A 21,769-nucleotide genomic window follows, 5' to 3' on the forward strand; every position below is an offset into this window, starting at 1 on the left:
TGCCATTGGAAAGGGTCTGAAGCTAAACCAATGACTTACATAGTTTTTAATTATTAAAACCTTACAAATATGATAAAAAAATTAACTCAGTTATTCGTTTTTTTCATGAAAATATCGATGATAGCAATAATTGGTTCACTCGTGTTTTGCGAGTTGCTGCTTGCCAAACCAGCCAGCAGTCAAATTGTCAATTCGCATGTTACAGTTATTGTCGGAAACGAAACGTTGCAGAAAGCAATTGAACGTATAGGCAGGTGCGGGTCGGTAAGATTCTCGTATAACTCTGTCGATCTTGAGGGTTATACCGCTACGCCCCATAGCTACTCAAACGAGCGTGTGGCCGTTGTATTGGCTGATCTGCTGTTCAATACTCAATTAACCTATAAAGAAATCAACAACGGCATTGTAATTTATAATAAAAAGGCTGATGCCGCTGAAAACAAAAATGTCACTGCTGCAGTAACTTCACTAATTGGGGAGATCAGTGCCGAAGCGGCAAACATAACCGTTAAAGGTAAGGTATCTGATGCCTCGGGAACCTTGCCCGGTGTATCTGTACGGCTCGAGGGCACTACCATCGGTGTTGTTACCGATGCCGAGGGTAATTACAGTATCAATGTTCCGGCAACGGGCACGCTGATATTTTCATCTATCGGTTATATCGAACAAAAGCAGGTTATTAATAATCGGAGCGTAATCAACGTGGTGATGTTGCCCGATAACAAATCACTTAATGAAGTAATAGTTGTAGGTTACGGAACACAGAAAAAATCGGATGTTACAGGGTCCATTACTTCAATTTCATCGCAGGCGCTTAAAGATGTGCCATCCTCAAACCTGGTACAGGCATTGCAGGGGCAGGGCACGGGTATTGATGTGCAGAAAAACGGTGGTAACAGCCATCCTGGTTCATTACCATCGATTACAATTCGCGGTACACGCTCTAAATCAGCATCAAACGACCCGCTTATTGTTGTAGACGGGATACCTTACACCGGCAGCATGCAGGATCTGGATGTTGACGATATCGCTTCGGTAGAAGTATTAAAAGATGCATCTTCGACAGCGATCTACGGCTCGCGTGGTGCCAATGGCGTTATCCTGATCTCTACCCGCCGCGGTCGTTCGGGCGACCCGGTTGTTACCTATAGTGGTTATGCCGGTTTCTCGAAACCGATAGCGCAATACAATGTGATGAATGCCTCTCAGTACGCCTTACTGAAAAAATGGGCGTATTATAATGCCGCAGCGGCCAACCCGTTATATACAAGCCCGGATGACCCGCGGATATTAACCAGCGGCGCCTTTGGTTCGCAGGAGTTAACCTCGCTGCAAACAGGCCGCAGCACCAACTGGCAGGATCTGATCTATAAAAACGGGTTTTTAACCAATCATCAGCTTGGTGTTTCTGGCGGTAACGAAAATACCCAGTATGATATTTCGGCCGGTTATTATAACGAAACCGGTATCTATGCCGGGCAGGGCTTTGCTCGTTACTCGCTTAAACTAAGTGTCGATCAAAAAATCGGGAAATACGTTAAGGTTGGCCTAAGCTCCCTGAATAACCTGACTTATGTCGACGGTGAAAACGCCAACCCGCTGGGCCAGGCTTTGCGGGCAAGCCCGCTGGCTACACCTTACGACGATGCAACCGGAGCTTTAATAATGGGCTATGTGAACGGGAGCGCCAACCAGGTGTGGAACCCGCTCGATAACCTGTTGCCCGGGGCTTCAACCGAAACACGGAAGCGTTTAGGAACTTTTACGACAGCCTATGTGGAAGCTAAACTTGCGCCCGGATTAACCTATCGGTTTAACGGTGGCGCCGAGGTAAAGCCTGAGGTTTACGGTAACTTTTATGCCGCAGCAACTTATAACAACCAGGGTGCACAATCGTCGGCCAAAAATGAAAGTACTTATAATTACAACTATACGCTCGAGAATATTTTAAGCTACGATAAAACCTTCGCCCAAAAACACCATATCAGTTTTACAGGTTTGTACAGTTTCCAGGAAAATCAGAGTCAAACCAACGCGTTTAATTACACCAACCTGCTGGCTGATGTGGTGCAGTACTACAACCCGCAGCTGGGCTCTAATTTCTCGGCAACAGGTTCGTACGCTAAATATGACCTGATATCGTATATGGGCCGTGTAAACTATGGTTATGATAACAGATACCTGCTTACGCTCACCTTACGTTCGGACGGTTCATCAAGATTGGCCGACGGGAATAAATATCATATCTTCCCTTCGGTAGCATTTGCATGGAATGCTTTGCAGGAGCGTTTCCTGAAAAATGTAGATGTACTATCAAATCTGAAGGTAAGATTAAGTTATGGCGACGTAGGTAATGCTGCAATATCACCTTATAAAACCTTTGGCGTGCTGTCATCGGCTACCTATAACTACGGTACAAAAAACACCATTGGTGCTTATCCAACCGCGGTTGCCAATCCTGATCTGGATTGGGAGTATACCCGGACTGTTAATGCCGGGCTCGACTTCGGTATCTTTAAGGATCGCATCAGCGGAAGCATAGATGCTTACCACGAGTATACACGTTCCTTATTATTGCCCGAAAGCTTACCGCCAACATCGGGTATCCCAAGCACTATCTTAACTAATGTTGGTAAATCAGAGAACGTAGGTTTAGAGATCAACCTTAACTCGGTTAACATCGATTCGCACGGCAAAAACGGCTTAACCTGGAGTACCAATGTTAATATCACGTTTAACCGTGGCAAGGTGACCTCGCTTGCTAATGGCAGCACAGTTGATATTACCAATAACCTGTTTGTTGGTCACTCGCTGGGCAGCATATTTGATTATAAGAAGATCGGCATATGGCAAAATACGCCGGCTGATAGCGCCCTGGCTAAAAAATATGGTTTAACGCTTACAGGCGGCCAATCGGTAATAGGTACGGTTAAAGTGCTCGATTTGAATAACGATGGCAAACTGGATGCCAACGACAGGATGATTATCGGTACGGATCAACCGCTGTTTTCGGGGGGGATTACTAACCGCATCGGGTTTAAAGGGTTCGATTTTACTGTTGTTGCGGTATACCGTGTAGGTGGTACGTTAACCTCGCAGATCTATCAAAGCGGCAGTTTTTTAAATACTTTGCAGGGCAATTACAATAACTTAAACATTACGTATTGGACACCTTACAATAACGAAAATTACTTCCCTAAACCGACTAACGCGCTAACCAACCCAACCTATTCATCAACATTAAGTTACTTCAGTGCAACGTATCTAAAAATAAGGAGCCTGAGCCTGGGTTATACTGTACCAAGGGCATGGGTTGCCAAATTAGGCGGGCGCACCTTAAAAGTTTATGCTACAGCCGAAAACCCATTCATCCTGTTTTCGCCATATAAAAACATTTTTCATGGTATAGATCCCGAATCGGCCGGAAAATTGGGCGAGGATACGCCTGCAACATGGTCGATGACGTTTGGACTTAATTTAACGCTTTAAGAAAGAAATTATGAAAAAGATACACCTTTATTTATTAAGCTGCCTGTTTATCGGGCTGATGAATACAGCTTGTAATAAAAAACTGGAAGAAGTACCGGTATCAAATCTTACCCCCGATTTCTTCAACACACCGCAAGGTTTTCAGGCTGGTTTGGATGCTGCTTACTCGGGCTTCCGTAACATTTATGGCCCCGATACTTATTTTGAAATGACCGTTGGCGGAACAGATGAGTTTCAGGCCGGTGTTGATGGTACAGCCGCGTTGGTAAGGTACAGCAGCGGTTTTAATACATCGGATGGCACCATCGCCACAATATGGAAAAACTGTTACACCTATATCAATACCTGTAACGGGCTTGTTGACAACGCGCCAAACCTGAGTGGAATTGCTGCCGCAACAAGAGATGAAATGGTCGCCGAAGCCAAGTTTTTACGTGCCAACTATTATTTTATACTGGTGCAAAACTGGGGCGATGTAACATTAAATAAACATTTTCAAAGCACGCCAACCTTATCGGCCACACGCGATAAAATGGCCGATGTATATACTTTCATTATCCAGGATCTGAACGATGCCATAGCATCATTACCGGCTACCCCGCAAACAAGCGGTGTGTTGCCAGGCAAGGCTACAAAAATTGCCGCCATGCATGTTCTGGCCAAGGTGTATTTAACCAGGGGATATACCGTGGCCAAACAATCCGACGATTTTAAAAATGCGGCTGCAACGGCTGCCAGTATCATCAGTACAGTTGCCCCGGCCGGCGGTGTTAAGCTTTTGGCCGATTTTGGCAAAGTGTGTGCCGAGGGCAATGAAACCAATAGTGAAATATTATGGACGGTTCAGCATACCTCGAGCCTGGCTTATAATGGCTCGGCCACGCAAAATAACAGCGGGCCCGATAACTTATATCTGCACTTTTTTGTTTCGCGATATGAGTTACAACCCGGTATGCAACGCGATGTTATGGATGGCAGGCCCTATGCCCGTGTAATGCCTACCCGCTGGCTTACTGATACCGCGTTTAAAGATAAAACCAATGATACCCGTTACTTTAAAAGTTTTCAATCGGCATGGATAGCAAATAACGCGGCGACAATACCTAAGGATGCCGGCGGTAATCCCAAATATGCAGTTGGCGATACCGCGATATGGATGCCCGGCGTTGAAATGACATCGGCCCAGATAGCCAAATACCGTTACCAGGTAGTGGTGCCAAGCAAATATGTGAATACGCTTTACCCAACCATGACCAAGTATTATGACGATAAGCGCACCGATCAGAACGCGCCATCGGTAAGGCCGATCATCATTTACCGCCTTGCCGAAACCTATCTCATCGCAGCCGAGGCCTTGTTTATGGATAACAGGCCGGGCGAGGCACTGCCCTATATCAACGCGATACGGGAAAGAGCCGCTTATCCTACAGGTAATGTAGCGGCGATGGATATAACATTACCAACCTTAACACTCGATTTTATTTTAGATGAACGCTCGCGCGAGCTTTGCGGTGAGCTGTCGCGCTGGCAGGACCTGGCCCGCACAGGCACACTTTTAACCCGGGTTAAATTACATAATGCCGACGCCAGGGCCAATATTAAACCTTTTGATGTTTTACGGCCAATACCACAGACACAGATAGATGGAACAATAGTTGGCCCGGCTTATGATAATAACCGGAATTTCCCTGGATGGAACTAAAGAAATTTTAAGTTCTCCACACCCGACCGGTTTTCGGGTAAATGCAGTATCAAAGCCCCCGGCTGGTTACCGGGGGCTGCTGCAATTTTTAGATGTAAACACTTTTAACCAATATATATAATGAAAAAAACAGTACTAAAATACCTGCTGCCGGCAGTTGCAATTGCAACAAGCATTACCCTGTATAGTTTAAAAACGGATAACCAGGTAGTTGCCGATGCAGATAATGCGGGCCTTACTTTGCCCGCCGGATTCGGCGCGCTCCGCGTTGCCGATGTAGGGGCAAAGGCGCGGCACCTGGCCGTTACACCGCAGGGCGATATTTATGTAAAACTGGCAAAGCCAAAGGAAGGCAAAGGTATTTTAGTTTTACACGAAGGCAGTAATGGCAAAGCCGAAATTACTAATGGCTTTGGCAATTATGGCGGTACAGGCATGTATATTAAAGATGGATACATGTATGCCTCATCCAATACCGAGATATTCAGATATAAACTTGATAACCAAAACAAAGTAATTGATACAGAACATCCCGAAAGGATAATTTACGGGTTAAAAGCCGGGCGGCAGCACGAAACAAAATCGCTGGTGCTGGATAATGACGGCAATATTTACATCAATATAGGCTCACCACTAAGTGCCTGCCAGGTTCAGGATCGCGGTTTTCACTCGCCGGGTATACCCGGTTGCCCCTTGCTCGATTCGGCCGGCGGGATATGGCAGTTCAAAGCCAATAAACTTAACCAGACTTATAAAGATGGTATCCGTTACGCTACCGGTCTGCGCAATATTGTTGGCCTCGATTGGAACCAGCAGGATAACCAGTTATTTGTAATGCAGCACGGCCGCGATAACCTCAACAGCTCATGGCCGGAGTTGTATGATACCAAAATGTCGGCCGAATTACCAGCCGAATGTATGTACGCCTTAAAAAAAGGCGACAATGCAGGGTTCCCGTTTATGTATTATGATGAGATCCGGCATAAAAAAATTATAGCGCCCGAGTATGGCGGCGATGGCAAAAAAGAAGCCGATGCCAAATATCTTGAACCCGCGATGGCTTATCCAGGACATATGGCGCCTAACGGTCTTTTGTTTTACACCGGCAAAATGTTCCCGGAGAGATACCGTAATGGTGCTTTTATAGCCTTCCATGGTTCGTGGAACCGTGCACCTGAGCCACAAAAAGGTTATTGCGTGGTTTTTCAACCGTTTAAAAACGGTAAGCCTGCCGGCGATTGGGAAGTATTTGCTGATAATTTTTCGGGTTCGCCTCAAAAAACCGCGATGGGCCGAGCCGATCATCGGCCATGCGGTTTAGCACAAGGCCCTGATGGTTCGCTTTATGTGACCGACGATAGCAAAGGAACCATCTATCGCATCATCTACAATCAAAAATAAATTTTAAGCAATAGGGGGTACGCAATCGTTAGCCCACTGTACTATTTATAAACTCTATACCTTTTACCAATATATGAAGCGATCTCTAATTGTTATCACTTGTTTTTTATCAGCCCTTACTTTTCATCTATCAGCCCAAAACAAGCCAATCAAATCAACAAAATCAGCCACAGGTTCATCGGCATCGATCAGCAACGGAAAAGTTGTTTATACACAACATTGCCTAAGTTGCCATATGGCAGATGGCGGCGGTGTGCCGAACATGAACCCTCCGTTAGTTAAGACAAGCTACGTACTGGGCGATAAAAAGCGGATCATCAAAGTAGTACTGAACGGGTTTGCCCAGAATGTGGATATCGACGGCGAATCGTATTCGAACAATATGCCGCCGCAAAATTTTTTAAAAGACCAGGAAATTGCCGATGTGCTAACTTATGTACGCAGCAGCTTTGGCAACAAGGCGACCGCGGTTAAGCTTGCCGAAGTGAAAGCGGTAAGAAGTAACAATAAGAAATAATCAAATTAACCTAACCAATAAAACCAACAGAATGAAATCTCTTTTCTTTGCAGCGTTAGTCTGCTGTTCAACAATAAGCTTCGGCCAAACATCAAAAACAGAAGAACTGGTACGCCGTGTTGCCGATAATGTGATCAAAAACACAAGCTTTAAATTCGTTAATGCAAAAACCGGCGAAAAGTACGACTCTACCAAAGGCCTTGCCCAATCGGCCGATGTGAAAGCAGAAAGTACCTACAATAAATGGATGTACGTTAACGGTGTGTTAACCATCGGGATGGTTCAGGCTACCGAAGTGTTGAACGACCCTAAATATGCCGACTATTCGAAACATAACTTCGAATTCATTTTCGATAACATTAAATATTTTGAAGAGTTGCACAAAGCCAAAGCGCCAAAGGCAGAATACGGCGCTTTCTTCAGCATGGGCAACCTGGATGCCTGCGGCTCGATGGCTGCCGGTTTATGTGATGTGGATGCTTTAGCACACCGCACAGATTACCGTGCCTACCTTGACAGGGCCGCCGATTATATTTCGCACAAACAACTACGTCTGCCGGACGGAACTTTATCGCGTCCGCAACCAAGGTACATGACCTTATGGGCCGATGACCTGTTTATGAGCGTACCTTTCCTGGCGCGTATGGGCAAAATTACAGGCGATAGCAAATATTTCGACGATGCTATAAAACAGGTAGAAAATTTTAACAAATATCTGTATGACCCGATGACAGGGCTATTCATTCATAACTACTATTCGGATGTGGAGATGAACGGTGTGGGCCATTGGGGCCGTGCCAACGGCTGGCTGGCTGTGGCGCAATGCCAGTTGTTAAATTACCTCCCGGCTAACCATCCGAAAAGACCTGAGCTGATCAAATTTTTGTTAAGGCAGATCGTGGGCTATTCCCGTTACCAGGATCAAAGCGGTTTATGGCACCAATTGCTGGATAAACCGGATTCGTACCAGGAGACATCCGTAACTGCTATGTTTACATACGCTGTCGCACATGCTGTGAACCAGGGCTGGATCAATGAAAATTATATTTCGATAGCCAAAGAAGGCTGGAGAGGATTAACATCTAAAATTACCGAAGACGGCCAATTGCAGGATGTATGTATTGGTACCAATATGGACACGGCTCTGAAATTCTATTATACCCGCCCGACTGCATTGAACGATACCCATGGTTTAGGCGCGTTTTTACTGGCCGGTACCGAAATGATCAAAGCTGAAAAAGCTGCCAAATAGTTTTATATCCGAACTTATAAATCATCGTATGAAACTTTATGGCATTGGCCTTTTGCTGTTGTTGTTTACTGTAAATAGTTTTGCGGCGGATGTCGACATAACCAAATATGGCGCCGTTGGCGATGGTACGACCTTAAATACCATCGCGATACAAAAAGCGGTAGATGATTGCAGTAAAAAAGGCGGTGGTAGATTGATCTTTCCCGAAGGGAAGTTTTTATCGGGTACCATCGCACTTAAAAATAATGTTATCCTGTCGCTCCAAAAAGGTGCTGTATTGTTAGGCAGTACCGATGTGAATGATTACCAAAACCTCGATCCGTTTACCGAAGGCCTGGGGGTTGATGTAGGCTGGGCATTACTTGCCGCGGTTGATGTAAAGAATATCGGCATCGAAGGTGAAGGAATGATCGACGGGCAGGGATCAAAACTGAAAGCACAACAGATATTGACGGATGATCGCCCGGAAGGTAAGCGATGGGGGCGCAGGCCTTTTCTGCTACAGATAGTCAGGTGTGATGGCGTTAAGTTAAATGGAGTAACGCTGCATTATTCAGCAGCATGGACATCGCATTACTTTCAATGCAGGCATTTGGATATCGAGAATGTAAAGATCGTAAGTGTAGGAGTTGCGCATAATGATGGTATCGATATAGACGGTTGTCAGGACGTGACGATCAAAAACTGTGATGTGGAAAGTGGTGATGATGCACTGTGCTTTAAAACCACATCGAGCAAAATGCCATGCAGCAATATTGTAGCCAGCGGCTTAAGGCTTAAGAGTAACCAGGGTGCCATTAAAATGGGAACCGAATCGATGGCGGCGTTTGAGAATATCAAAATATCCGATTGTTATATCTACAACACAACCAACGGTGGCATCAAATTACTGACGGTAGACGGCGCGAACCTGCGCAATGTAGAGATATCAAACATCACAATGGTGGAGGTTAAAACACCTATTTTGATCCGTTTGGGATCACGCCTAAGTGTTTTCAGGAAAGGGCAGGATACCCAGCAGCAGACCGGGACGCTGGAAAATGTCGTGATCCGGAACGTGAAAGCAAAGGCGGCGGATAACGCGCAACTGATGCCGCCTTCGGGCATACTGATAACAGGTGTGCCGGGGCATTACATTAAAGATCTGACACTGGAAAATATAGAGATACAATTGGCCGGTGGCGGTACTGCTGTTAATTCGCGACAGGTTGTTCCGGAGGCTATTGATAAATATCCCGAGGTGAAAACTTTTGGCCCGCTGGTGCCTGCTTACGGCATTTGGGCCCGGCATGTGGATGGGTTGAAGCTCAACAATATCAAATTTACTTTGGGTAGTAACGATGTTCGCCCGGCATTTATTTGTGAGGATGGAAAGCGGGTTGAACTGAACGGCTGGGCGATACCCGAAACTACCGGTGCGCAGGCAGTGATCAGGCTGGAAAATGTGAGCGGCACGAAGATTAGTAATACGGAAGTTAAAGGCAGTGCCGAAAGTTTTGTACGTGTTGAGGCAGATGGCAAACCCGCTGTTGACCTGCAGAGCAATAAAACCCCTGGCATCAAAACTCTAATAGATTATCAAAAACCGGTAACTGTACCGACTGCTAACTAATGAAAGCGATCAAATCCATTACATTTTTTGCCGGCTTGCTCCTGATGGTGCAGCTACCGGCATCTGCCCAAAATATTGTATTGCCAAAACAGAATGACAGGTGGGCGATACAACCTGACGGCAGCATCACCTGGAATATTAAAGGCAGGCTGCCACATGCCGACCATATCGAAATGTCGGGCGAAAAGGTATCGTTATGGGTTGAATACGGCGTAGATACCTCGGGCATATTGAGCATTAACCGCACGGTAGTCTTCCCAACTTTCCGTATGCTCCCCGATAATACCCGCAGCCATATCTCGTACACATTTCGTGATAATGAGCTACCCCGGTTTTACATCAATAACCGGTTGTTGCGAACCGATCTGACGAAAAGCGGCCGCTCGGGCGACCTTGGATTTAGTGCCAAAAGTATTAACCACAAAGGCATTATGCGGATCTCGGCTCAAGCCGGAAACCCTGCATTGGTGAGGATAGAGCGAAGCATGTTCCCTTCGGTTGACAAACCCATGGCTATCGAAAAATTTGCGTTTACCAACATTAGCGATAAGCCGGTAACCGTTTCGATGGAATACCTTAACAGGGAAGTAACCACCGATACCCTGCGCAGTAAAGGCGGGCCGCATACGGTGATCATGCGTTCAGTAAACCAGGGCAGGCGTGTTTTGCAGGCTGGCCAATCTGCAACATTTGCTATTTGCTACCTGGCTACAGACCATCCGGCGCAGCTGATGACCATCGATATTAACGCGGAAGAAAAAGCGAGAGCAAACCGTGTGGCCGAAATTTTATCGCCACTGCAATTGCAAACGCCTGATAGCGTATTGAACACCGAATTTGCTTTTGCCAAAATACGTGCAACTGAAAGCATCTATAAAACCAAGGGTGGCTATATGCATGGCCCGGGAGGTTTGGCTTACTATGCAGCTATCTGGGCTAATGACCAGGCCGAATATGTTAGTCCGTTTTTTGCTTTTTCGGGAGATCGTATCGGTAACCTTTCGGCGATGAATTGTTATCGCTTGTTCGCCAGGTATATGAACCCGGATTATAAAGCATTGCCAAGCTCTATCGTAGCTGAAGGCGATACCGTTTGGAAAGGGGCCGGCGACAGGGGCGACCAGGATATGATCGCTTCGGGTGCGGCACGGTATGCGTTGACTTACGGTAATGTGGATTCGGCAAAGGTTTTATGGCCACTCATTACCTGGTGTTTGGAGTATAGCCGCAGGCACATCAACAGCGAGGGTGTTGTCGAATCAAAAAGCGATGAGTTGGAAGGCCGGTTCCCATCGGGTAAAGCTAATTTATCAACTAATTGCCTGTATTATGATGGTTTGATCTCGGCCGCTTTCCTGGGTAAACAATTGCATCAGCCAAAAGCACAAACCGATGCTTACACGGCACAGGCAATTCAGTTAAGAGCAGCTATGGAAAAATACTTTGGAGCCAAAGTAGAAGGATTTGATACTTATCGCTATTACGAAACCAATGATGTTTTACGAGCCTGGATATGCCTGCCGCTAACCGTCGGTATTTTTGATCGCAGCAAAGGCACGATTGATGCTTTGTTTTCGCCACGACTGTGGACTGCCGATGGCCTGGCTACCCAGGCCGGCAAAGAAACTTTCTGGGACCGCTCGACCCTTTATGCTCTGCGTGGCGTACTGCAAACGGGCGAGACGGAAAAAGCCATGAACTTTTTACGCTATTACTCGCGCCGCAGGCTTTTAGGCGAGCACGTGCCGTACCCGGTTGAAGCTTATCCCGAAGGAAATCAAAGGCATCTTTCGGCCGAAAGCGGTTTGTATTGCCGCATTTTTATCGAAGGCTTATTCGGCATCCGGCCAATCGGCTTTAGCAGTTTCAACTGTACGCCACGATTGCCGAAAGATTGGAACGAAATGAGCTTGAATAATATCCATTCGTTTGGAAAGGTGTTCGATCTGAAAATATCCCGGCAAGGGAAAGATAAAATAGCTATTACTATAACACAGGGAGATAAGAAACACACCTATACCATTACCGATGGCGCAATGACATCAATAAACCTATAGAAATCTCACAATTATGAGCAACACCGATAACGATCAGCAAAAAAATGAACTTTCGCGCCGCCAATGGATAGGCCGGGTTTCTGTTCCGGCGGTAGCCGCCACGATGGGTTTTAACCTGTTTGGCAATACAGCGGTGGCTGCGCCTAAAGCTGCTAAAGGAGATAATTTGACAGGAAGCAGGGTTTATAACATCCGTGATTTTGGCGCCAAAGGTGATGGCAAGACGTTGGATACCAAAGCAATACAGGCCGCTATCGATGCCTGCACGGCCGACCAGGGCGGTACGGTATTGGTACCGGCTGGCGTATTTGTTATGGGTACCGTTGAGTTAAAAAGCAATGTAACTTTACATATTGCCGCCCAGGGTAAAATACTGGGTACAGATGATGGCAAGCAGTATTATGCTGCACAAGCTATCCCGCTGGATATAGGCTGGACGATGAACGACGGCAACGTGGGTTTATTTTTTGCTGCCAATGCGGATAATATCACCATCGAGGGTAACGGCATTATCGACGGGCAGGGGCGCAGGTTCCGCAGCCCGGTAAAAGGTGCGCCGTCGCCTGCGGGTATTTCGGGTAACCACCGGCCGTACCACTTGCTTTTTTACAAATGCAAAAACCTTACGGTGCGCGATCTGACTTTGCTGGATAGCGCTTACCACTCGGTAAGGGTATGCCTGTGCAGTTATGTAAAAATGGAAGGGCTGCACATCCACGGCAAGGTGATCAACAATAACGACGGTTTCCATTTTATTGGGAGCGAGTATGTGCACGTAAGCAATTGCGATGTGGAAAGCCAGGACGACGCCTGTGCGCTATTCGGCAGTTGTAAGTTTATTACGATTGCCAATTGCTCCTTTAGTACGCGCTGGTCGGTATTTCGTTTCGGCGGCGGTGTGGCTGAGAATATTACTATTTCAAACTGCCTGCTTTACGAAGTATATGGTTGCCCGATAAAAATGCGCTGTTCGCCGGGGTCTCGCTTCGAAAACATCTCGTTCTCGAACATCGTCATGAAAGATGTTACCGGGCCGATCTCCATCGGTAACGGCGAGCGCGATTCGGCCAATGTGGGTACGCCAAAAACGCCGGGCATCGTTAAAAATATATCGTTCAATAATATTCACGCTACGGTAGTGAAACCGGTGCCGTTGCGCGATTCGGAGCACCCGAGCAATTATAATCCGGGTGAAATATTCTCGTGCCTCGTTTTAAACGGGATGAACCAAAGCTACCTGGAGAATATCTCGTTTAATGATGTGCATATCACTTATCCCGGTGAAGGAACAGCCGAGCAGGGCGCGGTCAGGGATGTGCCTAAGGTTGCCGGCGAATATTACCAGATAGGTGTGCCGCCTGCTTATGGTATGTATGCACGCAATGTGCGTGGGCTGACCATGCACAATATGCGTTTTGAAATGGCAAGCCCCGATTTGCGCCCGGCGCTGATATTTGATACGGTACAGGATGCCGCCGTTAACGGGCTGAGCGTCCAGGGGCAAAATGGGGCAGAGTCGTTACTGCGATTCATCAAAACTCAGGATGTATTGCTGACGGCTTTACGTGTGCTGACCCCGGTGGCCAATTTATTGCAGGTTGAAGGTGCCGAAAGCAGCAATATTAAAATTGACGGTGGCGACCTGTCGAAAGCAGAAAAGCACCTGGTATTTAGTAACGGGGCAGAGGCAAAGGCGGTAAAGCTACGCGACTAAGCCTATCGACACAATTGGCTGATGATAGACGCATGCTGTGGATATGCAGCCAAAAGATCATCCGTTTTTGCCATTTCGAACTCTGAGAACTCAAAGCCGGGCGCTACAACGCAGCTCATCAGTACATAACCTGTTTTTGACGGGATTTGCGATGCGAACCACTGACCGCCTTTAAGAGCAACAGAGAGACTGCCTGTCGGTTCATCCGAAAGTTCGTGCACTAAATAGTTGCCTTGTTCGTCGATAACATGGATATGGAGCGATGCGCCTTTATGGAAGTACCAAAGCTCGTCGGATTTTAGGCGGTGAAAGCCCGAATAATCATCATCTTCAAGCAGGTAGTATATGGAGGTGCAGGCTTGCTTTAAGTCGGGAGACGATGGCCTGAGCACCTGGTTTTCAGAACGGTAAACCTCTTTATAATAGCCCCCTTCCGGATGTGGCTGTAATTTAAGCTTAGCAATCCAGCGTGCGGCGTTTTGTATATCCATGCACAAATATAAAAGAGGTTTACCGTATAGGGGTTTTATTTTGCCTCGTCGACCTCTTTTTCAACAATAATGCTGCAATCGCCAACAAAAGCGGCAATTGCGCCTACAGCGGCAAATACCGGGGCAAGCAGCACGCCAACCACACCGATGGTGAGGGGGAAAGTAGCGATCTCTTTATTGTTTTTATCGGTGATGGTGATACGGGTAACATTCCCTTCGGCGATGAGCTCTTTTACTTTTTTCAACAGGTTTTCGCCATGCATGGCGAAGGTTTCTTTTATAGTCATGATGCTGTGTTTTAAATTGTATAGCGTTTTGACTATAGCCGGTAAGTATTGTTACATCCCCTCACAGGCAAAGTTATACTACATCACCACCTTAACCTTCACCTGTCCATCCAGCAAAGTACGAACGATCAGTTTTTCAGCAGTCGGGAAGATGGCCCGGATATCCATATCCTGTACAGTAACATCCGAATGGACGTTGTTGCCCAGGTTTCGGCTCAGTTGGTTTTGCAACCTGATCTTGTTATCGGCAATAAACCTGGTGAAGTTATAAATGGCTTTCTGACGGATAACATCGGTTATCTTACCGTTAAACATCCAGTTGGCGGCTTTGAGCATCCAGGCGCGTGTTTGCAGGTCGAAGCTCAGATCGGGGAACGAAAGCTCATGTTTTACGGCATCGTAAGTTGGCGTTCCCACCAGGTAAATCACTCCGTTGTTCGAACCACTGAAGTTGATTTTAATAGCCACTTTGGTACCCAGGCCATAAACTTTGGTACTATCAACAATAAACACCTTGCCGGCTGCGGGTATCTTCTGGCCGGTAACTTCGTGGTTGATCATCGAGGTTAGGTGCTCATAATTTTCAACCAGGTCGAGGTAAACGTTAAAGCCTTTGGCAGGTACATAAGTGCTCAAATCAGGCAATGGTTTTGCAGGCTGCGAAACGCTGGTTGTAGTTACTACAGGTTTTGCCGACAGACCCACTGAAAAATTAAGCAGGGTTCCGCTAAGGTTAAAATTGCTTAAGCGTACGGCCTGTGGGTTTACATACAGGTAGCCCACGCCGGGTATTTTAAATTCGCCGGCAATGCTTTTCCACAATTCTTCGATCATTGGTTTAATATTATATGCCGCGATTTTGGCATCTACCTGCTTACCGAGGTCGTTCAAAGGTTGATTGAGATAGCTGATCAGCCTGTCGGTAACATCGATATTGCCTAAAAACACATTACAGCGGTCAAGGGGATTGGGAGCGGGGTACAGGATAGTTTTTGAGCGCAGGTGATAATCGGGCATCACGTTGATCGTGGATTGATAGGATATCTCCATCCGGCGCAGCGGTTCGCCCACACCGCATTGCGCCGATATCACCGGAGTGACACATTGCGGGCCGGAGCTGAGTAAAGTAGCGCATTTGGCGCAGTACGATGCGGTAAAACCATAGCTGCCGATGAACTTCAAATTAACTATGTTATTAGCGCCGGTAATGGTAAAAGGTGTGCGGGTAAAAGTATAACTGTAGCGCAGGCCCTGGCAAGGCTGCTGGTTATCGGCGTATTTATTGGGAACCGAGTTTTCGGCCTGTACAAAATAGCTTTTCAGATCGGCGGTTACAGGCACTTCGATATTGGATACAGGCTGAATGATGTTAGGGATGCTGGCCGTACTGGCAGCCGGTGCAAGTGGCTGTAACGTTTTACACGAGTATAGCCCAAATGATGATAACAGAATAGTGATAAGGTACTTGGCTTTCATTATATCAGAGTTTAAACCTCTGTAAAAATAAAAAACCCTGGCGGCTCCCGGCTTATTTTTTGTATGCAGTTGTTCACAATATATATTTACCAAGACCTGAGAGTTGATTTTGCAGGAGGTTAAGCCAATGCGGGCGCTACCCGGAACTTCAGTTGTATTTACACGTTTTAGTAATAAAAGTATAGCGGCGATGCCAATTATACTTAATAAAAAGCCAAACAACAATAGCCTGTAAAGGGGTACTAAATCTATTTTAGTATACCAATTGTAAATGATGTGATCGGTATTTAAACGAGGATACTGATCCGTTACTACACACAACCTATTGGCTTTTAAAGCACGGATAGGTGAGTACCTGATAAAGGCTGATGACTGAATGAACACACCCGAACAACTATCTGATGAAGATCTGTTTAAATTGTTGAAAAACAACGATATAAAAGCGTTTGATGAGCTTTACTCGCGGTATTGGTCGGTGTTGTTCTCGGCGGCATACCGCAGGGTAAAATCGAGAGAGATAGCAGAAGAGATAGTGCAGGAATACTTTGTGAGCCTGTGGAAAACAAGAGCAACAACCGTTATCAATACGTCAGTGGCAGCCTATTTTAAATCGTCTGTAAGATATATTGTCATTTCTTACTATCAAAAAGAATGCCTTCACAAAAACTACACGGAGTCGATAACTCATTTATCTCGCGTATATGATAACAGCACCGAACAGGAAGTTGAACTGCGCGACCTGGTATTAAACCTGGAAGAAGGGATAAGCTTACTACCCGATAAATGCCGTTCGGTGTTCGAACTAAGCCGTAAACAATTTCAATCCAACAAACAGATTGCGCTGCAATTGGGTATTTCCGAAAAAACAGTGGAAAACCATTTGACCAAGGCTTTAAAGATATTAAAGCTTCATCTGAAGGAATTTATTACCATACTCCTGATCTGGGTAATGATCAATATTTGATCCATCATGCTGTTAATTTGCCGATCTGAAATTTTTTTTATCAGAGAGTAGGGGGTACAGCCTTCCCAACGCACTGTACTTATATAAACCTGTAAATAACCTTTCTTACTGCAAATAACTCATGAAAAAAGAGATCGCACCCGAATTGCTTGAAAAATACCTGCGCGGAGAATGCACAGACGAGGAACTGGCGCGGGTTTACGCTTGGTACGATGCTTTTGAAGAGGATGAGGATTTGTTGAGCCACCTACCTGCAGACGATAAGGAGCAACTGAAAAGAGAGTTGCTCGAACGTATAAAGGCAGATATAGATACAGATACTACAGCAGAAACTGAAAAAGGGCTAAGGCGCTTTTCGTTTCCGAAACGTAATATATTTTACCTGATATCGGTTATGGCGGCTGTTTTTATTATGGCCCTGGGGATATTGATCTATATTCAAAACAAGTCGCTAATTAATCAGATACCGCAATGGACCGACAGAGTAGTGGTGCGTAATACCAGTCAGTCGTACATTAAACAAACCCTGCCCGATGGGAGTACCGTATGGCTAAGCCCCCTGTCGGTGATGGAATATCCGAAAGAGTTTGCCAAAGATAAACGGGATATTTTAATGAATGGCGAAGCCTTTTTCGAAGTAACTAAAAATCCTGCCCACCCATTTACTATTTACAGCGGCAGCATAGTTACGCGCGTTTGGGGTACAAGCTTTAAGGTAAACGCTTCGGATAAGAGCCCGGTTAGCCAGGTTGCCGTATTAACCGGTAAGGTTTCGGTAAGCATGCCGTCATCGTACATGCAATCATTAAAAAACTTTTTTGGGGTTCACGACCATTCGAACGAAGTAATGTTGTTGCCAAACCAGCAGGCAATTTATTCGAAAACTAATCAAAGCCTGCAAAAATCTATGCTGACTGATAAAGCGATGATCTTATGCTGGAAACGCGAGAATGTATCGTTTAATAACGAGCCGGTTAAAAAAGTTATTGAGGTGCTGAACAGGACTTTTGACGTACGCATAACTGCAGCCGACGCGAATATCGGGCAGTACCGCATCAAAGCTGATTTTTCTGATCAGAATCTGGCCGACATCCTGGAAGTGCTGCACCTGTCGATGAACCTGGATTATACTGTTAATAACGATTATATAGAATTGAAGAAGACACGACCAAATTAACTAACCAAGCTAACCCAAACCTAAATAATGTGCATATGAAGAAATAAGAACCTAACCATTTGTTTTCATAACTAAACCAGAGGTGTCGTTACCACCCCTGGTTTATCACCCGGTCAAACCTGCTTTTTAGCAGGACAAGGGCTGTTTTGTCTCAATTTTTTCACAAAAGAAACAACTAAAAGTATGAAAAAAATTATACCATATCCAATTGACATTTATAAAATAATGAAAATAACACTTAGCCAGATAGTCCTGTTAATAACCATAACAGGTATTTCGTTCGCGAAGGAATCGAGGGCACAAGCTGCTCTTGATAAGGTTATTAGCATCTCGGTAAAAGATGTCGCGCTGCAGGACGCCTTAACCATGATCGAGAAAAAGGTGAATACCAAATTTGTGTACAGCGAAAATTTTATTTCGACGCAGACCCCGGTATCTGTAAATGCAAAAGATAAAAAACTCGGCTTTGTTTTGAACGACCTTTTCAGGAACAAGGGCGTTAGTTACCAGGTGGTGAACAACCTGATAGTTTTAAAGAAAGCAGAACAAAAAGAACCAGCCAAAACGGATAAAGCAGCACCGGCTATTGCGCCACCACTGGTTATAACCGGTGTGGTTACCGATAGTAAGGGCGAAACGCTGATCGGCGTAAGCGTACGTGTTAAAGGCAGCAACCAGGGAACCGTTACCGATGTGAACGGTAAATATTCGATAACCGTACCTAACGATCAGGCTGTGCTGATATTCAGCTATATCGGTTATGTAGCTTATGAGCAGGCTGTGGGCAGCAACAAAACCCTGAATGTGAAATTGAACGAAACTTCGAACAACCTGAACGAGGTTGTAGTAACCGGTTACGGCGAAACTGTTAAAAAAAGCGACCTGACCGGAGCCGTATCAACTATCAGCGCCAAGCAGATCGAAGAACGTCATCCTATAAACCTCATCGATGCGTTGCAATCGCAGGCCACGGGGGTATTGGTAACTAACGACTCGGGCGAGCCAGGTGCAACAGGCTCGATCCAGATACGTGGCGGATCTACCTTCTCGAGCGCGGGCAACTCGCCTTTATATGTGATAGACGGTATCCTGAGCCAATCGGGCGATAATGTAAACCCTAACGATATCCAATCAATTGAGATAATGAAAGATGCTGCATCTGCGGCCATCTACGGCTCACAGGCAGCTAACGGCGTTATATTGATCACCACCAAAAGCGGTGTTGCCGGCAAGCCATTAATATCAACACAATACTCGCACATATTTGGCTGGATGGCTCACAAACTCGAACAGCCTAACTCGCGCGATCTGCGTATCGAGCGTAATTTATATAACGGGAAGACCCCAAGCACAGCCGCTACAACCAACGACTCGCTAAACGTGGTGTTTAATTCGGATAACGATAACCAGGATGTGATCACCCAAACCGCGAACAGGGACATCGTGGATTTCAGTGTGAGCGGTGGTGAAAAAAATCTGACCTATTATTCAAGTCTCCGTTACATTAACGATCAGGGTTTAATCGTTAACAGCTACTCTAAAACCCTGCAGGCACGTTTTAATTTAGATTACCGCGTTGCCCCCAAATTTAAATATACCAACAGGTTATCTTTTGGCTACAATACCAACAACAACATCAACGAGGGCAATACCATTAACCAGGCTTTTCAGCGACCATCGAACCTGGCTTTATATTATCCTGACGGTAGTTTAACGGGGTATATCAGCGGGCGGCGAAACCCTTTAACGGTGGCCTTGCTCGAGGTAAACGTTACCGATACTTATAATGGTGATGTTTTTAACCAGATAGAGTATACCATCACTAAAAACCTGCGTTTTACCAACAACTTCGATTTTGGGATGTCTGTACCTCACAACACTTTTTTCGACCCGAAATTATTGAGTAGTGCCAACCCACTGGTAAACGGCGGTAAAGAGAGCTTTGCCGTCAACACCAACTGGGCATACCAAGGATTTTTTAACTACAATCAAAATCTTGGCAAAATGGGTAACCTTACATTTGTTGCCGGGGTAAGCGCCGAAAAAACACATGATAACAGCTTCAAAATTGCTGGTTCTAATTATGCTAACGAATCTATCTATACATCAAACGTTGACGGTACCATCGACCTGACCAATACCGGTACCAATGCCGGTGCAACAAGCCGCGAATCATTCTACGCCCGTGCGGGATATACTTATAAAGACAGGTATTTGTTTAGCGCCGTATATCGTAAAGATGGTTCATCAAGATTCGGATCATCCAATCAATTCGGTGATTTTTATGGCGGATCGGCCGCATGGCGCTTTTCGCACGAAAAGTTTATGGACTGGTCTAAAGGCTTTTTATCGGATGCAAAGTTGAGGCTAAGCTATGGCCAGGTGGGTAATGACCGTGTTACCCCTAATGGAAGTTTATTACTCTATACTTTCGGCTCGTCATTTTATAACGCCATAAATGGTGTGGTGTTGAGTAATCAATTTGGTAACTCGCAATTACAATGGGAAACCAATATTCAGAAAAACATTGGTTTAGATCTTCAATTCCTTAACGGCCGTCTTAATTTTACTACCGATTATTATCAAAAAACAACCAAAAACCTGCTTTATCAACGAAACATGCCTGTTGAAACCGGGTTTACCGGGGAATATGTTAACGTTGGCGACATCAGCAATAACGGTGTGGAATTTACTGTAAACGCTACCCCAATAGCCAAATCAAAACTGATGTGGAATATCAATGCCACATTATCTATCGAACGTAATACCATTAAAAGCTTATATAATCACCAACCGTTCCTGGCCACATCGGGCGGCGCTACCTACCTTGTACAGGAAGGTGGCCGTATTGGTGATTTTTATGGTTACAAAGGCCTGGGTGTTTACCAGTATGATGCATCGAATGCCTACGACGGCAATTGGAACAGGTTGACACCGGTTGGTGTTTCGCCCGATGGTAAAACCGCTTCAAGCTATTTGCTGGATGGTCAGCCATATACCGGCACCGTTCACCACATGTATGCCGGTGGCGCTTTATTGCTCGGAGGCGACATGATATTTGACAATGTTCAGCGCGATAGTGTGATCGATGCCAACGATCGTCAGATATTAGGCAACGCGCAGCCATCGTTCTACGGTGCTATTATCAATACCATAACTTACAAACAGTTTACCTTGTCGTTTACCTTTAATACCGTATGGGGCGGCAGCGCATACGACAGCCCCCGCCAAACGCTGGATAACCTGGCAACATCGGGTATCGTAGCCGATAATTATACCACTTACCATTCGTGGCAGCACCAGGGCGATATCACCGACGTGCCTTATATGGGCCGCAAAAATTCAACGGCCAACTTCCCTGGAACGCAGACGAGGTTCCTCGAGAATACGTCATTCATCAGGCTTAGTTATGCCAAACTTACCTACAATTTACCAACGCGGATAGCCACGAGGTTCAAGATGAAGAACGTTGGCGCTTACGTATACGGAGCCAACTTATCTACCTGGACCAACTATAGCTGGTACGATCCGGAGTTCTCGTCCAGCTCGGCCCTTACGCCGGGTAATGATAATGGCCGCTATCCGCGCAGGCGTGAATTGGGTTTAGGTTTAAATGTTAATTTTTAAGAA

General features: G+C 45.8%; 14 protein-coding genes. 11 read left to right on the forward strand and 3 right to left on the reverse strand.

Going from position 1 to position 21,769, the window contains the following annotated elements; genetic code table 11:
* Positions 1–117 precede the first annotated feature (117 nt).
* The 8 genes from BEL04_RS02290 (at position 118) to BEL04_RS02325 (ending at position 13,744) form a co-directional block, all read left to right on the forward strand.
* A complete protein-coding gene (locus BEL04_RS02290) occupies positions 118–3,489 on the forward strand; it encodes a TonB-dependent receptor (RefSeq protein ID WP_083227855.1) in 3,372 nt (1,123 codons plus the stop codon).
* Between the two features lie 10 nt (positions 3,490–3,499).
* Positions 3,500–5,191, forward strand: a complete 1,692-nt coding sequence (locus tag BEL04_RS02295) for a RagB/SusD family nutrient uptake outer membrane protein (protein WP_065999752.1) — start codon at positions 3,500–3,502, stop codon at positions 5,189–5,191.
* A 120-nt stretch (positions 5,192–5,311) separates the two neighbouring features.
* Positions 5,312–6,592: a sorbosone dehydrogenase family protein gene (locus BEL04_RS02300; protein WP_065999756.1), complete on the forward strand. Its 1,281-nt coding sequence runs from the start codon at positions 5,312–5,314 to the stop codon at positions 6,590–6,592.
* Between the two features lie 73 nt (positions 6,593–6,665).
* The gene (locus BEL04_RS24660) at positions 6,666–7,109 is read left to right on the forward strand and encodes a cytochrome c (RefSeq protein ID WP_065999758.1); all 444 of its coding nucleotides are present in this window, start codon (positions 6,666–6,668) and stop codon (positions 7,107–7,109) included.
* 31 nt (positions 7,110–7,140) lie between these two features.
* The gene (locus BEL04_RS02310) at positions 7,141–8,361 is read left to right on the forward strand and encodes a glycoside hydrolase family 105 protein (protein ID WP_065999759.1); all 1,221 of its coding nucleotides are present in this window, start codon (positions 7,141–7,143) and stop codon (positions 8,359–8,361) included.
* A gap of 28 nt (positions 8,362–8,389) precedes the next feature.
* Positions 8,390–9,973, forward strand: coding sequence for a glycoside hydrolase family 28 protein (locus BEL04_RS02315; RefSeq protein ID WP_065999760.1), 1,584 nt, complete (start codon positions 8,390–8,392; stop codon positions 9,971–9,973).
* Entirely contained in the window at positions 9,973–12,030 is a 2,058-nt protein-coding gene (locus tag BEL04_RS02320) for a hypothetical protein (protein WP_065999762.1), read from the forward strand. The genes BEL04_RS02315 and BEL04_RS02320 overlap by 1 nt, the downstream gene beginning before the upstream one ends.
* Before the next feature lie 13 nt (positions 12,031–12,043).
* Positions 12,044–13,744 (forward strand): glycoside hydrolase family 28 protein, encoded by a 1,701-nt coding sequence (locus tag BEL04_RS02325; protein ID WP_065999765.1) that lies wholly within the window; start codon positions 12,044–12,046, stop codon positions 13,742–13,744.
* Between the two features lie 2 nt (positions 13,745–13,746).
* Here the strand turns inward: BEL04_RS02325 and BEL04_RS02330 are convergent, their stop codons facing one another.
* The 3 genes from BEL04_RS02330 to BEL04_RS02340 all read right to left on the reverse strand — a co-directional run bounded on the left by BEL04_RS02330 (position 13,747) and on the right by BEL04_RS02340 (position 15,998).
* Positions 13,747–14,235, reverse strand: a complete 489-nt coding sequence (locus BEL04_RS02330; RefSeq protein ID WP_065999767.1) for a cupin domain-containing protein — start codon at positions 14,233–14,235, stop codon at positions 13,747–13,749.
* 35 nt (positions 14,236–14,270) lie between these two features.
* Positions 14,271–14,522, reverse strand: coding sequence for a DUF4342 domain-containing protein (locus BEL04_RS02335; protein ID WP_065999768.1), 252 nt, complete (start codon positions 14,520–14,522; stop codon positions 14,271–14,273).
* 78 nt (positions 14,523–14,600) lie between these two features.
* Positions 14,601–15,998: a DUF4403 family protein gene (locus tag BEL04_RS02340; protein WP_139112897.1), complete on the reverse strand. Its 1,398-nt coding sequence runs from the start codon at positions 15,996–15,998 to the stop codon at positions 14,601–14,603.
* Between the two features lie 376 nt (positions 15,999–16,374).
* On the opposite strand from BEL04_RS02340, the gene BEL04_RS02345 reads away from it, so the two are divergent.
* The 3 genes from BEL04_RS02345 to BEL04_RS02355 all read left to right on the forward strand — a co-directional run bounded on the left by BEL04_RS02345 (position 16,375) and on the right by BEL04_RS02355 (position 21,766).
* Positions 16,375–16,962, forward strand: a complete 588-nt coding sequence (locus BEL04_RS02345) for an RNA polymerase sigma factor (protein ID WP_065999773.1) — start codon at positions 16,375–16,377, stop codon at positions 16,960–16,962.
* Between the two features lie 121 nt (positions 16,963–17,083).
* Entirely contained in the window at positions 17,084–18,139 is a 1,056-nt protein-coding gene (locus tag BEL04_RS02350) for a FecR family protein (protein ID WP_065999775.1), read from the forward strand.
* A gap of 225 nt (positions 18,140–18,364) precedes the next feature.
* Positions 18,365–21,766: a SusC/RagA family TonB-linked outer membrane protein gene (locus BEL04_RS02355; protein WP_175403981.1), complete on the forward strand. Its 3,402-nt coding sequence runs from the start codon at positions 18,365–18,367 to the stop codon at positions 21,764–21,766.
* The last annotated feature ends 3 nt before the right edge of the window (positions 21,767–21,769 follow it).

Origin of the sequence: Mucilaginibacter sp. PPCGB 2223, assembly GCF_001705515.1 — a bacterium.
In the GTDB taxonomy this organism is placed as follows: Bacteria; Bacteroidota; Bacteroidia; order Sphingobacteriales; family Sphingobacteriaceae; genus Mucilaginibacter.

What these genes read in the sequence shown, in the direction of transcription:
- BEL04_RS02320 (WP_065999762.1), top strand. Translation starts at nt 9,973, where the DNA reads ATGAAAGCGATCAAATCCATTACATTTTTTGCCGGCTTGCTCCTGATG.
- BEL04_RS02315 (WP_065999760.1), top strand. Translation starts at nt 8,390, where the DNA reads ATGAAACTTTATGGCATTGGCCTTTTGCTGTTGTTGTTTACTGTAAAT.
- BEL04_RS02295 (WP_065999752.1), top strand. Translation starts at nt 3,500, where the DNA reads ATGAAAAAGATACACCTTTATTTATTAAGCTGCCTGTTTATCGGGCTG.
- BEL04_RS02345 (WP_065999773.1), top strand. Translation starts at nt 16,375, where the DNA reads ATGAACACACCCGAACAACTATCTGATGAAGATCTGTTTAAATTGTTG.
- BEL04_RS02330 (WP_065999767.1), bottom strand. Translation starts at nt 14,235, where the DNA reads ATGGATATACAAAACGCCGCACGCTGGATTGCTAAGCTTAAATTACAG.
- BEL04_RS02350 (WP_065999775.1), top strand. Translation starts at nt 17,084, where the DNA reads ATGAAAAAAGAGATCGCACCCGAATTGCTTGAAAAATACCTGCGCGGA.
- BEL04_RS02335 (WP_065999768.1), bottom strand. Translation starts at nt 14,522, where the DNA reads ATGACTATAAAAGAAACCTTCGCCATGCATGGCGAAAACCTGTTGAAA.
- BEL04_RS02300 (WP_065999756.1), top strand. Translation starts at nt 5,312, where the DNA reads ATGAAAAAAACAGTACTAAAATACCTGCTGCCGGCAGTTGCAATTGCA.
- BEL04_RS02290 (WP_083227855.1), top strand. Translation starts at nt 118, where the DNA reads ATGATAGCAATAATTGGTTCACTCGTGTTTTGCGAGTTGCTGCTTGCC.
- BEL04_RS02340 (WP_139112897.1), bottom strand. Translation starts at nt 15,998, where the DNA reads ATGAAAGCCAAGTACCTTATCACTATTCTGTTATCATCATTTGGGCTA.
- BEL04_RS02355 (WP_175403981.1), top strand. Translation starts at nt 18,365, where the DNA reads ATGAAAATAACACTTAGCCAGATAGTCCTGTTAATAACCATAACAGGT.
- BEL04_RS02325 (WP_065999765.1), top strand. Translation starts at nt 12,044, where the DNA reads ATGAGCAACACCGATAACGATCAGCAAAAAAATGAACTTTCGCGCCGC.
- BEL04_RS24660 (WP_065999758.1), top strand. Translation starts at nt 6,666, where the DNA reads ATGAAGCGATCTCTAATTGTTATCACTTGTTTTTTATCAGCCCTTACT.
- BEL04_RS02310 (WP_065999759.1), top strand. Translation starts at nt 7,141, where the DNA reads ATGAAATCTCTTTTCTTTGCAGCGTTAGTCTGCTGTTCAACAATAAGC.